Raw genomic sequence first — 12,997 nt, forward strand, 5'->3', positions numbered from 1 at the left:
GTCATCCGCGCACAGGAAATCGCGATCGGCGAACGCGACGAAACCGTCAGCCTGCTGCTGCGCGAGGTCGAGGACGACACCGCCGACTGGCTTTGGGAAATTGATGCCCAGCGCCGCGTGGTCCGCGCCAATCCCCGTTTCGCCTATGCCGTGGGGCTGGACCCGGTATCGATCAACGGTCTGCCCTTTCTTCAGGTGCTGGCCGGGCCGCAATGGGAAACGGGCAAGTTCGCCGCGGGCCTACACATGCTCGCCGAGAAGCTCAAGGCGCGGGAGCCGTTTCGCGACCTGTGGCTGCCGGTGACGATCAAAGGCGAGGAACGCTGGCTGAAAATCGCCGCCAACCCCCGCCATGACGATCGCGGCGCCTTTATCGGCTTTCGCGGCGTCGGATCGGACGTGACGGCCGAGCGCCAGTCGAATGACCGCATCAATCACCTGGCCCGATATGACGCGCTGACCGGACTGCCCAACCGTATGCTGGTCAACGAAGCGCTGGCGCACGCCATGGCGAACGCCGAAAAATGGGGATCGCGCTGCGGCTTCATGATGATCGACCTCGACCGGTTCAAGGCAATCAACGATTCGCTTGGTCATCCGGTCGGCGACCGGTTGCTGGGCCGCGTGGCGGGTCGGTTGCGCCAGATGATGAGCGAGAACGAGATTATCGGGCGCCTGGGCGGCGACGAATTCGCCGTGGTGGTGCGCGACGCGCGCGACCCGGATCGGCTGACCGTGCTGGCGCGGCGCATCATCGACGATCTGTCGCAACCCTATGAGGTCGACCAGCACACGCTGTATATCGGCGCCAGCGTCGGCCTGGCGGTCGGCCCGCGTGACGGGCGCACCGCCGAAATGCTGATCCGGTCGGCCGACCTGGCGCTTTACCGGTCAAAGGACGCCGGCGGCGGCGTCTATCACAGCTATGAGCCGCAACTGCATGTCGAGGCCGAAGAGCGCCGCGTGCTCGAAATCGCGCTGCGGAACGCGCTGCAGAACGACGAACTGCACCTGAACTTCCAGCCGGTGGTCGATGCCCAGGACGGCCGCCTCAACGGTTTCGAGGCGCTGCTGCGCTGGACGCATCCGACACTGGGCGCGATCAGCCCCGCCAAGTTCATTCCGCTGGCCGAGGATGCTCGCCTGATCGCGCCGATCGGCGAATGGGTCGTGCGCCATGCCTGTAACGAGGCCGCGAAGTGGGACGACGACATCCGCATCGCGGTCAACGTCTCCCCCGAACAACTCCACAACCCCGCCTTTGTATCGGTGGTGGCGCAATCGATCGCGCAATCGGGGATTACCGCCGACCGGCTTGAACTGGAAGTTACCGAAAGCGTGTTCCTGCGTGAAGGGACCGGCGCGATCAAGGTGTTGGAACAACTGCTCGACCTGGGTTGCCGATTGAGCCTTGACGACTTCGGCACCGGCTATTCCTCGCTCGGCTATCTGTCGCGCGCGCGCTTTTCGACGATCAAGATCGACCGCAGCTTCGTCCACGCCGCGTCAAATGGCGGGCGCGAAGCGATCGCGATCATCCGCGCGGTCGTTGCATTGGCAGATTCGCTGGGCCTGACGACAACGGCGGAAGGGGTCGAGAATGAAGGCGAACACACGATGGTCCGCCAGCTTGGCTGCAACAAGGTCCAGGGCTTTTACTTCGGCCGCCCGCTGCCCGTCGCGGAGGCACGCGAACTCGCCACGCGCCGTCGCCGCGCCATGAACGGCGTCGCGGCCTGAAAACGCCGCTTGCCCGATCCCGCCGCCCACGCTAAAGCCCGCCTCCGGCTGAAGGAGTGTAGCTCAGTTGGTAGAGCATCGGTCTCCAAAACCGAGGGCCCACGGTTCGAGTCCGTGCACTCCTGCCAGCCGCAATTTCCCGCATCGCTGATCCGATACCGCCGCTGCCCGCGCGTGGCATGGCCGTGACTTGCGACGGCGCCAGCCCGTCGCCAACCGCCCCTTGCCCGTGCGGCACGGACACGCTATGTCCCGACCCCTAATCCGACAATCTGGATGGGACGCACCGCACCACAAGGGACGGGCAGCGGCCCCATGCCCGGCGGTCGGCCTATCGTTTTGAGGAACAGGACAATCGTGGCCAAGACGTCCCCAGTCGAGTTCATGCGCCAGGTGCGCGCCGAAACCGCCAAGGTGGCGTGGCCGACGCGCCGCGAAACCGTGATGACCGCGGTGATGGTCGTCATCATGACCGCATTGCTGGCGCTGTTCTTCCTCGGGGTCGACACGATCTTCGATTCGATCGTCAAATCCCTCCTCTCCCTCGCGCAATAAGGACAGTTCAACGATGGCGCGCTGGTACATCATCCACGCCTATTCCGGTTTCGAGAACAAGGTCCGCGATTCGATCCTGTCGGAGGCGGCCCGCATGGGTCTTGAGCAGCTGGTCGAGGCGATCGAGGTTCCGACCGAACAGATCACCGAAGTGCGTCGCGGCAAGAAGGTCCAGGCCGAACGCAAGTTCATGCCCGGCTATGTGCTCGCCAAGCTCGAGCTGAACGACGATGTCTATCACCTGGTCAAGAACACGCCCAAGGTGACGGGCTTTCTGGGGTCGTCGGGCAAGCCGCAGCCGGTCAGCGATACCGAAGCCGCACGGATGCTCAATTCCAAGGAAGAAGCCGCGGCCGCGCCGAAGCAGAAGATCCGCGTCGATTTCGAGATCGGCGATTCGGTCAAGGTGCTCGACGGTCCCTTCGCCAGCTTCAACGGGCTGGTCGAGGAACTCGATTTCGACAAGGCGAAGGTGAAGGTCGCGGTGTCGATCTTTGGTCGCGCCACCCCGGTCGAACTTGATTTCGAACAGGTCGAACGCAGCAAGTAAACGCGGGGCCGTTCGAGCGGTCATCTATGGGGGCGGGTCGGTGCCAGGCATCGCCCCGCCCCTTTTGCACATCTGCGCCTGACCGATGCGACGCTTGCGCTTTCATGCCGCACGCCGCAACAAGCCGCCTCGACGATTTGGGGAAGCATGATGATCCTGTCCGACCACTGGATTCGCGACGCCGCAAAGGCCGGCATGATCGAACCCTTTGTCGAGGGGCAGCGGCGCGAGGGCTGCATCAGCTACGGCCTGTCCTCCTATGGCTATGACGCGCGCGTCGCCGACGAGTTCAAGATCTTCACTAATGTCGACAACGCCCTGGTCGATCCAAAGGATTTCGCCGCCAACAGCTTTGTCGACCGCAAGACCGATGTGTGCATCATTCCGCCCAACAGCTTCGCGTTGGCCCGGACGGTCGAATATTTTCGGGTGCCGCGCGACGTGCTGGTCATCTGCCTTGGCAAATCGACCTATGCGCGCTGCGGGATCATCGTGAACGTCACGCCGCTCGAACCCGAATGGGAGGGGCATGTGACGCTGGAGTTTTCCAACACCACGCCGCTTCCGGCCAAAATCTATGCCAATGAAGGCGCGTGCCAGTTTCTGTTCCTGCGTGGCGATCAACCATGCGAGACCAGCTATGCCGACCGGGCGGGCAAATATATGGGGCAGCGCGGGGTTACGCTGCCGCGGCTGTAGCGCGCTGCGCTGACCACCGCCGGAGGGCGGGCATAGTTCTGGCGCGGGCGTTGCAGGAACAGGCCGCCCAATTGGCGGGCGGATCGGAGCGGCGCGACGACGCGCCCCGCCCCGTTCGGTCAGCGCGAAGCCATTCGCTGCTGGTCGAGCTTGTTCAGCCCGCGTCGTGCGATGTCGTGCGAGTTGAGCGCGACATCGGGCTTTAGCAGCAGCGATACATTCTCCGCCGTCAACGCACGCGTGTAGAGCGATTGCGCGGCGTCGAGCCGATTGGTGCGCGCATAGATTGCCGCGAGATTGATGAGCAATTCAGGCTTTGCCGGCGCAAGCGCGAGTTGCGCGCGCAATGACGTTTCAGCCTCAGCGAACCGCCCGTTCTCGATCGCATCGTGCGAATAGGGATCGGTCCGGTCCTGCGCCACGGCCGACGCCGCCGGAACGCCCAGCATCGCCGCGACAATCATTGCTTTGAACATCTGCATGTCACTTTCCTTATCATTTCTGTTCCGTGACTTTTCGGTGTCACTTTGATGACAGTAGTGTTTCGGTATCATGACACAAGCCCATTCCAAGCTTGGACGGCAGAACGTCGGCGCAGGTGCAATTTTTTCATGCCGCAAACGCAAAAAAGGGCGACCTTTCGGCCGCCCTTTGTCTGAAGATCACAGCCGAAGCTAGGCCGGTCAGAACTCGCGATATTGCTCGTTGCCGATGAAGCCGAGCTTCGTCACGTTCGCCCGCTTCACGATTGCCAGCACCTGATCGACGCGCTCATAGCGAGCCGCCGAATCGGGCTGGAAGTGAAGCTCCGGCTCCGGGCTCATCTGCGTCGTCTGATCCAGATATTGGGTCAGCGTCACTTCGTTCACCGGCGCCGCGTTCCAGGTCAGCGTTCCGTCCGCCGCGATCACGATCTTGTTTTTGACCGGATCGACCTGGGGCTGGTTCTGGTTCGCCGAATCCTGGGGAAGGTCGACCTTCACCGCGTGGGTCTGGATCGGGATGGTGATGATGAACATGATGAGCAACACGAGCATGACGTCGATCAACGGCGTCGTGTTCATTTCGCCCATCGGTTCACCGTCTTCGGTGCCACCGCTCATTGCCATATGTCAGTCTCCTCTGGACCGTCGCGTCAAACGCGACGGCCACCGGTGCCCGCGGGCGGCTCGGAAATGAAGCCGACCTTGATGAAGCCCGCCTGCTGCATCTGGTAAACGGTGCCGCCGATGCACTTATAAGGCGTATTCACGTCACCGCGAATATGCACTTCGGGAATATCATCGGGCGTCAGGTTGTTACCCAGACGATCGACCACACCCTTCAGGTTGGCGACGGCCCGATCGAGCAGCTCGTCGCTGTTCACGCGGGTCAGGTTCCAATACACCTCGCAATTGCCATCGGGCGCGCCGCGCACTGCGAGGTTGATGTTTTCGGGCTTGGTCGTGGTCGGCTCGAATTCGACCTTGGGCAACTGAACATCGACCGATTGCAGCACCACGGGCACCGCGATCAGGAAGATGATGAGGAGCACCAGCATCACGTCCACCAGTGGCGTGGTGTTGATGTCCGACATCGGCCGTTCGTCGCCACCGCCGCCTACGCTCATCGCCATTTGCGCGTTCCTATCCTTGTCTGGCGCCCGACCGGTTCGATCAGGCCCCGGCCCCATCCTTGGCGCGAGCTGCGCCGCGGACGGGACCTGTCATTCACCGCGAAGATCAGCCGCGGGTCTGCGCGCCGCCAACCTGGCCGGCCGTCGTCGAAGGCGCAGCAGGCTTGGTCGCCGGGGTCGCCTTGGTCGAAGCCGTCGCGGCAGCCGTGTTCGCAGCCGGACGCACCGCACCGTTCGAAGCAAGGTAGCCCAGAACGTTGGTCGAGAACGCGGCCAGGTCCTCGGCAATCGCCTTGTTGCGACGCTGCAGCCAGTTATAGGCAAGCACGGCGGGAACGGCCACGGCCAGACCCAGCGCGGTCATGATAAGCGCCTCACCGACCGGGCCGGCAACCGCGTCGATCGACGCCTGACCCGACATGCCGATCTTGATGAGCGCGCGGTAGATACCGATAACCGTGCCGAACAGGCCGATGAACGGCGCGGTCGCACCCACGGTCGCCAGGAACGCGAGACCGCCACCCAGCTTCGAATTGATCGCCGCTTCCGAACGCGCGAGCGAACCGTGCAGCCAGTCATGCGCTTCGACCGGATCGGTCAGCTTGGCGTGCTGTTCCTGCGCCTGGATGCCGTCATCGACCAGCTGGCGATAGGCCGAGTTCTTGTCGAGCTTGGCGGCGCCTTCACGCAGGCTGTTCGAACGCCAGAACTCGGCGCGGACGCGCTTTGCCTGGTTCATGATCTTCTGCTGCTCGAACAGCTTGGTGAACAGGATGTAGAACGACACGACCGACATCAGGACCATGATCCCGAAGGTTGCCTGCGCGATGATACCGCCCTGTTCGAGCGCGGCCATCAGGCCATAAGGGTTTTCGCCTTCGGCCGCTGGCGCGGCGGCAAGGATGGTGGTGAGCATGTTCAGATGGATCCTTTACGAAAGGTTGGGGCCGGTCCGGGTCGTCGGCGACCCGGACCATCTGGTCGTCATTATTCTGGCAGACGCCACACCACGCGGCGCGATTGCTTGGTCGCAATCGGGTTGCCGTTCTGGTCCTGCGCCGGGGTATAGCGGCCACGGCGCGTGATGGCACGACAGGCCGCGTCATCAAGCGCGCGCGAGCCGCTGGACGAGGTCACGGTGCAGTTTTCGACACGACCGCTGGTGCTGATCGTCCACGAAATTGCGGTCGTGCCCTGTTCCTCGGCACGGATCGCGCTGGGCGGATAATCGTCCTGCGTGATCCAGTCGGCGGGGTTGCCGCGCGCGCCAGCGGCCTTGTTTACCTTGGGCGCGGGGGGCGCCGGCGGTGCGACCGGAGCGGGCGGTGCGGGGGGCGCGGCGATCGGCACCGGCACATAGACCGGCGGCGGCGTCCGCACCGCCTGAACCTGAACCGGCGGCGGCGTGTTGGTTTTCACGATCGGCGGCGGCGTAACGACCGGCGGCGGCGTGGTCGGCTGTTCGGGCGGCGGGGGGGGCGGCTCCTCGGGCGGAGGCGGCGGCTCCTCGACAACGTCGAACGTGCTCATCTTTTCCTGAGCCTGCTTGATGTATTGGAACGCCAAGCCGGTCACGAAGGCATAGCCCAGCACCGCGTGAATCGCCGCAACGATGACGATCGCGATGATCCGGCCAGAGCCTGGTTTTTGGTCAGCGTAGGCCATTCAGTAACGACACTCCCTCAATTCCCGCGAGTGGGCCTTAAGCCCCGCACTTCGGACACATTGTGCCCAAAATGCGGCGGCGCGCCAAGCCCGCTGCTCCGGTGCGGCACTCGGCCTGTTCGGAGGCTCGATTGTTATCGCCGCATCCGACGTGACGCAAACGGTTTGTCGGACGCAACAAACGTATAAGCCATCGTTGACGGATTTATTTCTGTAACCCGCCAACCGCATCGCGTAGGATGCCATGCCATGAACGCAATGCTTTTGCTAACGATAACACTCGCTTCCGCTCCGCTGAATCCGGCGGTTGGCCGTCAGATCATGGCCGAAAGCGGGCAGCAGGGCGCACCGGTCGCCCCGGTCCAGCCCTATGCCGTCACGGTCGATCGCGTGCTGGACGCGCCCCTGATCGTCGACGCCACCATTCGCAGCGCGGTGCGGATAAAAGGCGCCGAGGCGGCGGGCGTGAGAACGAATCATACACGATTTTATGTTGAGGCCGATCTGGCCGCCCTGATTCGCGGCCCCGGCGCGGTGCCGCCGCGGCTCGGCTGGCTAGTCGACGTGCCGAATGATGCGCGTGGCCGGCCGCCGCAACTCAAGCGCCAACGTGTCATCGCCTTTGCGCGCCCGGTGGCCGGTCGGCCGAGCCAGATCCAGTTGATCGCGCCCGATTCGCAGATAGCCTGGACGCCCGGCGACGATGCACAGATCAAGCGGGTCGTGCGCGACATCCTGTCGCCCGACGCACCGCCCGCGATCACGGGGATCGGCAATGCCTTCCACGTCCCGGGCAGCCTGCCGGGTGAGGGTGAGACGCAGATATTCCTTCAGACCGAAAGCGGCGACCCGGTGTCGATCCTGGTCCTCCGCCGCCCTGGCGAACAGCGCCGATGGGCCGTCGCGCTGGGCGAAATCGTGGACGAAGCCGCCGGACCGCCCGAGCGCGACACATTGCTGTGGTATCGGCTTGCCTGCGGCCTGCCCCGCACGCTGCCCGAAAGCGCCACCGCCAACGAGGAACCGGGGCGCGCGGCGCTGGCGGCGGAGGACTATACCTATGTCCTGCGCGCGCTGGGAAGCTGCGACAGCGCAGAACCCGCGACCTAATCGCGTTCCAGGTGGAGGAAATCGCGGGCGAAATCATGCAGGCCAGCGCCGCCATCGACGAACAGCGTCTGACCGGTGCTGGCGAGCGCCTGCGCCAGATAGACGACGGCGGCCGCAACATCCTGTGGCCGTGACAGCCGCCCCAGCGGCATCGATGCCGCCAGCCGCGTCAGTTGCGCGTCGCCATAATCGCCGGTGGGGATCGTCAAACCGGGTGCCACGGCATTGACCCGCACATTCGGCGCCAGCACCCGCGCCAGCGTGCGTGTCGCCTCTGCCAGCGCCTGTTTCGACAAGGTATAGGCGAGCTGGTCGGCGGGCGGATGCGCGATCCGCTGGTCCAGGATGTTGACCACCGCGCCCTGCCCGTCCGCGCCCAGCGCGTTGGCCAGCGCGCGTGCCAGCACCACGGGCGCGGCGGTATTGACGCGGAAATGATCGACCAGCGCCCGCCCGCCCGGCAGCCCCTGTTCCTCGACCTGAAAGCGCGAGGCGTTGTTGACCAGCAGCGATACCGGTCGGCCGAACGCATCGGCCGCGCGACCGACCAGCGCATCGGCGGCATCCAGATCGTCAAGGTCGCACGCCAGGGCGCGATGCGCCGCGCCCGCTGTGTCGAGCCGTTCGATCAACCACGCGTCCGGTGCGGGCGCGCGACTGGCGTGGAGCACCAGGTCATATCCGGCCTCTCCCAGCGCCGCCGCGATATGCGCGCCCAGCCGGCGACAGCTTCCGGTGACGAGCGCGATCGGGCGCGCGGTCACGGGCGGTGGCGGACCATGGTGACGCCGATCCGCTCGTCCGCTTCGGCGATTGCCAGCTTGATGATTTCCACCTCGACGCGCAGCACGCGTTCGTCGCCGATGAACAGCGTGTCGGCGATATGGTCGGCCACCGCCTCGATCAGCGTGAAATGCACGCCCGCGGGCAGCTCGGTCGCCGCGGCTTTCAGGTCGAGATAGCTCTTCGATGCCGACAGCGGCGTGTCGGGGGCGAAATGCTCGGCCATCGCAAGGTCGACGGTGATCGAGATCAAAAGCGGCTGCGGCAGATGCGTCTCTTCGGAATAGACGCCGGTCAGCACGTCGACCTTTAGATCGCGCACCTGGAGCTTGAGGCTGTCGGACAAGGATATCGCCCTTGATGAAAGAGAGGAAGCGGGGGCGGCCCTAGCAAAGCCGGAACCGCCCCGCCAGTCAGGCGCCGGCGCTGGGCCTGGCGCTGGCCGCCGCGTGCCAGCGCGCGACGTTGGCCGCATCATCGGGCACCGCCAGCCGGGCGCGCACGCCGAAATCGACCGCGACCAGCGCGGTGATGTCGGCATAGCTGTAGCGGTCGGTCGCAATCCATTCTCGATCGGCCAGATGCGTGTCGAGTTCGGCCATGAACGCGTCCCACATCACCTGCCCCCGCTCGACCAGTTCGGGCAGTTGGGGGACCGACGGCGCGGCCCCCACCAGCCCGCGCCCGGCAAAAGCCTTTACGCTGTTGCGGAAGAAATAGACCGCCGCGCCGTAGCCCTCGCCCTCGACCCGGCGGACCCATTGCTCGATCCGGCCGATGTCAATCGCGCTTGTGCCAAACAGGGACGGCTCGGGATGCGATGCCTCAAGATAACGGCAGATGGCCGATGATTCGGTCAGGCGCGCACCGTCATCGGTCTCCAGCACCGGGATCGCGCCCGCGGGATTGATCGACAGGAACGGCTCGCGCAGATGCTCACCGCTGCGAAGATCCACCTCGACCCGATCGAGCGCGATGCCCTTTTCAGCGGCGAAGATGCGGACCCGGCGCGGGCTGGGCGCCGTCGGCGAATCGTAAAGGCGCATCCGTTTCCCCTTGTCTTGTCACATGACGGCGTTATGGCGCGCCGCCCGTGATAGTCACGGCGAAAGGCACCCGCCAGCGTTGTTCGACCTGATCCCCATTGCCAGAATCGCCCCCGATCGCATCGAATCGCTGCTGGATGCGGCATTCGGGACCGATCGCCATGGCCGCACCGCCTATCGCCTGCGCGAAGGGGTGACGGCGATTTGCGACCTTAGCCTGGCGGCGGCGATCGGGGATGAACTGCTCGGCAGTATTCAGTGCTGGCCGGTAACGCTGGCCGCCGATGACGGCACGCGCGTGCCGATGGTGCTGGTCGGGCCGATCGCGGTGTCGCCCGCACACCAGGATGTCGGCATCGGCCGGGCGCTGACCCGCGCGGCGATCGCACGGGCGGGGCACGGCGATATCGCGGGTGGCGATGCGCTGATGCTGATCGGCGACCCCGATTATTATGGCCGCTTTTTCGGCTTCACCGCCGAGCGGACGGGCCGGTGGCGCTTGCCGGGTCCGTTCGACGCGCATCGCCTGCTGGCGCTGGGTAATGGCGTGCCGGACAAGGCGGGCGACGTTCAGCCGCGCGTCAGCGCCGACGCCGCCTGAAGCTGCGCGCGGCGATCGCGCCGCCGATCGCCAGCAACAGGAGCGGCGCGATCCACAAGGGCGCGGTCGCGGCGCTGAGCGGCGGGTCGTAGCTGACATAATCGCCGTAACGCTCGATCAGCCAGTCGCGAACGGCGTTTGCGTCCTCCCCCTTCGCGATCCGTTCCCGCACCAATGCGCGCATGTCGCCTGCCATTTCGGCATCCGAATCGGCAATTGCCTGCCCCTGACACACGATGCAGCGCAGCGTTTCCATCAGCGCCTTTGCCTCCCGCTCCTGTTCGGGATCGGGAAGCTGGGTGTCGGCCAGCGTGGCGGGCGGACGGTTCGATTGCGCCAGCACCGGCGCGGCGACAACCATCAGCGGAAGGATCAGCCGCTTCACCGCGCATCCTCCAATGCTTTCAGGATGGCGGGCACGTCGCTGGCGTTGATCGGGCCGATATGCTGATGGGCGATGCGCCCTTCGGCGTCGATCACGAATGTCTCCGGCACGCCCGACGAGCCGAGCGAGAGCTGAACCCGGCTCTGCGGATCGTCGCCGATCCGAACATAGGGGTCGCCATGGTCGGACAGGAAGCGACGGACGGCAGCGCCGGTGTCGCGAATGGCGATGGCGTCGATGGCGATGCCCCGCTGCTTCAACTGCATCAACTGCGGCGCCTCCGCGATGCAGGGGATGCACCAACTGCCGAAGATGTTGAGCAGGCGCGGACCGCCGCCGGTCATGTCGGCACGCGTCAGGCCTGGCTTGCCCGCCACCATCGCGGGCAGCGTGAAGTCGGGCAGCGGCTGGCCCACCAGCGCCGATCGGATCGTGCTGTTGTCGGGCCGGAACAGGCCATAGACGGCGACCGTCGCCAGCGCGGCAAAAGCGATCAGTGGCAGCCAGATCAGCCGCCGCTTCACGCGAACACCACCGCGCGCTGGCGCCGTTCCCGCCGGACGCGGCCGATCAGACTGAGCAGTCCGCCCAGCGCGATCAGCCCGCCGCCCGCCCAGATCAGCGTCACCCATGGCTTCCACCACAGCCGCAATTGCCAGCGCCCGCGCCCATCGGGCTGACCAAGCACGGTATAAAGCTGTCCGTCGATCGCGGTCAGGATATCGGCCTCGCTCGTCACGGTCGGCGGATCGGCGAAGAAGCGGCTTTGCGGCTGCATCCAGAACGCCTCACCCTGGCCACGCCGCACTTGCAGCGCGCCTTCGATCGCGGACCAGTTCGGACCCATTGCAGGGCGGATGCCGCGCATTTCGATGCGATATGGCCCGACCCAGAAGGCATCGCCGACGCGCGCGGCGACCAGCCGTTCGACGGTGAACGCCCGTTCGCTCGCCATGCCTGCAACACTGACCGCCACGCCCAGATGCGCGATCACCATGCCCCAGGTGAACAGCGGCGTGCGAAGCAGGTTGCGTTTCCACAACGGCGCGACACTCGCCACCGCCAGCCCGGCGGCAAGGCCAAGGCCCAGAATGGAGAACACCCCGGCATCGGCGGCAAAGGCAAAGAAGCCGGCGGCCGTGAACACCGCCACCGCAACCGGCACCGTCACGCGGCCGAGCAACGCCTGCCCCTCGTCGCGGCGCCAGCGGATCATCGGGCCGACCGCCATGCCGATCATCAGCGCCAATGCGATGGGCACTGTGGTCTTGTTGAAAAAAGGCGGGCCGACCGACAATTGCGTGCCCATCGCCTGCGCGACAATCGGATAGAGCGTGCCGATCAGGACGATGCCCAGAATGACCGACAAAAGCAGGTTGTTGAGCACCAGCGCGCCTTCACGGCTGACCGGCTCGAACGTCGCACCCTGCTTCACCGTGCCGACGCGCGCGCCGAACAGTGCCAGCGCGCCGCCGATATACAGGATGAGCAGCGCCAGGATGAAGCTGCCGCGCGCGGGGTCGACGGCAAAGGCGTGAACGCTGGTCAGGATGCCCGACCGGACCAGGAACGTGCCGACCATCGACATGCTGAACGCCACGACCGCCAGCATCACCGTCCATGCGCGAAGCCCGTCGCGCGTCGCCAGCACCGTCACCGAATGCAGCAGCGCCGTCGCCGCCAGCCACGGCATCAGCGAGGCATTTTCGACCGGGTCCCAGAACCACCAGCCGCCCCAGCCCAGTTCGTAATAGGCCCAGTAGCTGCCCGCCGTGATGCCGATGGTCAGGAAAATCCAAGCGCCCAGCACCCATGGCCGCATCGCGCGGGCAAACGCCGCCCCCACATCGCGCGTCACCAGCGCGCCGACGGCAAAGCTGAACGCCACCGACAGCCCGACATAGCCGAAATACAAGGTCGGCGGGTGGAAGGCGAGGCCGGGGTCCTGCAACAGCGGGTTCAATCCATTGCCGTTGGCGGGCGCGGGGCTTAGCCGGGCAAAGGGATTGGAGGCGAACAGCAGGAACGCGTAAAAACCCAGTGCGATCAGCGCCTGCGCCCCCAGCGTCGCGATCAGCGTGCGCGTCTCAAGCCGCCGCTCCAGCAACGCGATCGCCCCGCCCGCCAGGCTCAGCACCGTGACCCACAGCAGCATCGACCCTTCGTGATTGCCCCATGCGCCGGCGATCTTGTAGATCATCGGCTTGGCCGAATGGCTGTTCTGCGCGACCAGCAGCACCGACATGTC

At 65.5% G+C, this 12,997-nt stretch carries 17 protein-coding genes and 1 tRNA gene; 7 read left to right on the top strand and 11 right to left on the bottom strand.

All coding sequences use genetic code 11. From position 1 onward, the window contains the following. The 5 genes from VL973_RS05820 to dcd all read left to right on the top strand — a co-directional run. Positions 1-1,740: putative bifunctional diguanylate cyclase/phosphodiesterase (locus VL973_RS05820; protein ID WP_325283088.1), on the top strand; the 1,740-nt coding region annotated here is incomplete at its 5' end. 52 nt (positions 1,741-1,792) lie between these two features. Beyond that, positions 1,793-1,868, top strand: a tRNA-Trp gene (locus tag VL973_RS05825). A 229-nt stretch (positions 1,869-2,097) separates the two neighbouring features. Next, the gene (secE, locus tag VL973_RS05830; protein ID WP_325283089.1) at positions 2,098-2,295 is read left to right on the top strand and encodes a preprotein translocase subunit SecE; all 198 of its coding nucleotides are present in this window, start codon (positions 2,098-2,100) and stop codon (positions 2,293-2,295) included. 13 nt (positions 2,296-2,308) lie between these two features. Continuing rightward, positions 2,309-2,845, top strand: a complete 537-nt coding sequence (gene nusG, locus VL973_RS05835) for a transcription termination/antitermination protein NusG (RefSeq protein WP_325283090.1) — start codon at positions 2,309-2,311, stop codon at positions 2,843-2,845. A gap of 147 nt (positions 2,846-2,992) precedes the next feature. After that, entirely contained in the window at positions 2,993-3,544 is a 552-nt protein-coding gene (gene dcd / locus VL973_RS05840) for a dCTP deaminase (protein ID WP_325283091.1), read from the top strand. A gap of 119 nt (positions 3,545-3,663) precedes the next feature. Here dcd and VL973_RS05845 read toward each other — a convergent pair whose 3' ends face one another. The 5 genes from VL973_RS05845 to VL973_RS05865 all read right to left on the bottom strand — a co-directional run bounded on the left by VL973_RS05845 (position 3,664) and on the right by VL973_RS05865 (position 6,824). Further along, a complete protein-coding gene (locus VL973_RS05845; RefSeq protein ID WP_325283092.1) occupies positions 3,664-4,026 on the bottom strand; it encodes a tetratricopeptide repeat protein in 363 nt (120 codons plus the stop codon). A gap of 201 nt (positions 4,027-4,227) precedes the next feature. Further along, a complete protein-coding gene (locus VL973_RS05850; protein ID WP_325283093.1) occupies positions 4,228-4,653 on the bottom strand; it encodes an ExbD/TolR family protein in 426 nt (141 codons plus the stop codon). A 26-nt stretch (positions 4,654-4,679) separates the two neighbouring features. After that, entirely contained in the window at positions 4,680-5,159 is a 480-nt protein-coding gene (locus tag VL973_RS05855; protein WP_325283094.1) for an ExbD/TolR family protein, read from the bottom strand. Between the two features lie 106 nt (positions 5,160-5,265). Next, a complete protein-coding gene (locus VL973_RS05860) occupies positions 5,266-6,075 on the bottom strand; it encodes a MotA/TolQ/ExbB proton channel family protein (RefSeq protein ID WP_325283095.1) in 810 nt (269 codons plus the stop codon). 71 nt (positions 6,076-6,146) lie between these two features. Beyond that, the gene (locus tag VL973_RS05865; protein ID WP_325283096.1) at positions 6,147-6,824 is read right to left on the bottom strand and encodes an energy transducer TonB; all 678 of its coding nucleotides are present in this window, start codon (positions 6,822-6,824) and stop codon (positions 6,147-6,149) included. A gap of 321 nt (positions 6,825-7,145) precedes the next feature. Here VL973_RS05865 and VL973_RS05870 point away from each other — a divergent pair, with 321 nt between their 5' ends. Next, the gene (locus tag VL973_RS05870) at positions 7,146-7,934 is read left to right on the top strand and encodes a hypothetical protein (RefSeq protein WP_325283097.1); all 789 of its coding nucleotides are present in this window, start codon (positions 7,146-7,148) and stop codon (positions 7,932-7,934) included. On the opposite strand, the gene VL973_RS05875 is transcribed toward VL973_RS05870, so the two are convergent. The 3 genes from VL973_RS05875 to VL973_RS05885 form a co-directional block, all read right to left on the bottom strand. After that, complete coding sequence (locus tag VL973_RS05875) at positions 7,931-8,698, bottom strand: SDR family oxidoreductase (protein ID WP_325283098.1); 768 nt, start codon at positions 8,696-8,698, stop codon at positions 7,931-7,933. The two genes, VL973_RS05870 and VL973_RS05875, sit on opposite strands and share 4 nt — an antisense overlap. Further along, positions 8,695-9,063, bottom strand: coding sequence for a dihydroneopterin aldolase (locus VL973_RS05880; RefSeq protein ID WP_325283099.1), 369 nt, complete (start codon positions 9,061-9,063; stop codon positions 8,695-8,697). Before VL973_RS05880 ends, VL973_RS05875 begins: the two co-directional genes overlap by 4 nt. Positions 9,064-9,130: 67 nt before the next feature. Next, on the bottom strand, positions 9,131-9,763 hold the full coding sequence (locus tag VL973_RS05885) for a glutathione S-transferase family protein (protein ID WP_325283100.1): 633 nt from the start codon (positions 9,761-9,763) through the stop codon (positions 9,131-9,133). A gap of 79 nt (positions 9,764-9,842) precedes the next feature. Between VL973_RS05885 and VL973_RS05890 the strand changes: the two genes are divergently transcribed. Then, complete coding sequence (locus VL973_RS05890) at positions 9,843-10,364, top strand: GNAT family N-acetyltransferase (protein WP_325283101.1); 522 nt, start codon at positions 9,843-9,845, stop codon at positions 10,362-10,364. Here the strand turns inward: VL973_RS05890 and VL973_RS05895 are convergent. From VL973_RS05895 to VL973_RS05905, 3 genes are all read right to left on the bottom strand, one after another. Then, on the bottom strand, positions 10,345-10,725 hold the full coding sequence (locus VL973_RS05895) for a cytochrome c-type biogenesis protein (RefSeq protein ID WP_414712199.1): 381 nt from the start codon (positions 10,723-10,725) through the stop codon (positions 10,345-10,347). The genes VL973_RS05890 and VL973_RS05895 overlap by 20 nt on opposite strands. A 20-nt stretch (positions 10,726-10,745) precedes the next feature. Continuing rightward, positions 10,746-11,273, bottom strand: a complete 528-nt coding sequence (locus VL973_RS05900) for a DsbE family thiol:disulfide interchange protein (RefSeq protein ID WP_325283103.1) — start codon at positions 11,271-11,273, stop codon at positions 10,746-10,748. Further along, the coding region (locus VL973_RS05905) for a heme lyase CcmF/NrfE family subunit (protein ID WP_325283104.1) at positions 11,270-12,997 on the bottom strand (1,728 nt) is incomplete at its 5' end. The genes VL973_RS05905 and VL973_RS05900, both read right to left, overlap by 4 nt.

Origin of the sequence: Sphingomonas sp., assembly GCF_035490575.1 — a bacterium.
Taxonomy (GTDB): Bacteria; Pseudomonadota; Alphaproteobacteria; order Sphingomonadales; family Sphingomonadaceae; genus Sphingomonas.

Bases quoted from the DNA above. Each gene is read 5' to 3' on its own strand.
- dcd (WP_325283091.1), top strand. From the start codon at position 2,993: ATGATGATCCTGTCCGACCACTGGATTCGCGACGCCGCAAAGGCCGGC.
- VL973_RS05870 (WP_325283097.1), top strand. From the start codon at position 7,146: ATGGCCGAAAGCGGGCAGCAGGGCGCACCGGTCGCCCCGGTCCAGCCC.
- VL973_RS05895 (WP_414712199.1), bottom strand. From the start codon at position 10,725: ATGGTTGTCGCCGCGCCGGTGCTGGCGCAATCGAACCGTCCGCCCGCC.
- nusG (WP_325283090.1), top strand. From the start codon at position 2,309: ATGGCGCGCTGGTACATCATCCACGCCTATTCCGGTTTCGAGAACAAG.
- VL973_RS05860 (WP_325283095.1), bottom strand. From the start codon at position 6,075: ATGCTCACCACCATCCTTGCCGCCGCGCCAGCGGCCGAAGGCGAAAAC.
- VL973_RS05850 (WP_325283093.1), bottom strand. From the start codon at position 4,653: ATGGCAATGAGCGGTGGCACCGAAGACGGTGAACCGATGGGCGAAATG.
- VL973_RS05865 (WP_325283096.1), bottom strand. From the start codon at position 6,824: ATGGCCTACGCTGACCAAAAACCAGGCTCTGGCCGGATCATCGCGATC.
- VL973_RS05845 (WP_325283092.1), bottom strand. From the start codon at position 4,026: ATGCAGATGTTCAAAGCAATGATTGTCGCGGCGATGCTGGGCGTTCCG.
- VL973_RS05855 (WP_325283094.1), bottom strand. From the start codon at position 5,159: ATGGCGATGAGCGTAGGCGGCGGTGGCGACGAACGGCCGATGTCGGAC.
- VL973_RS05885 (WP_325283100.1), bottom strand. From the start codon at position 9,763: ATGCGCCTTTACGATTCGCCGACGGCGCCCAGCCCGCGCCGGGTCCGC.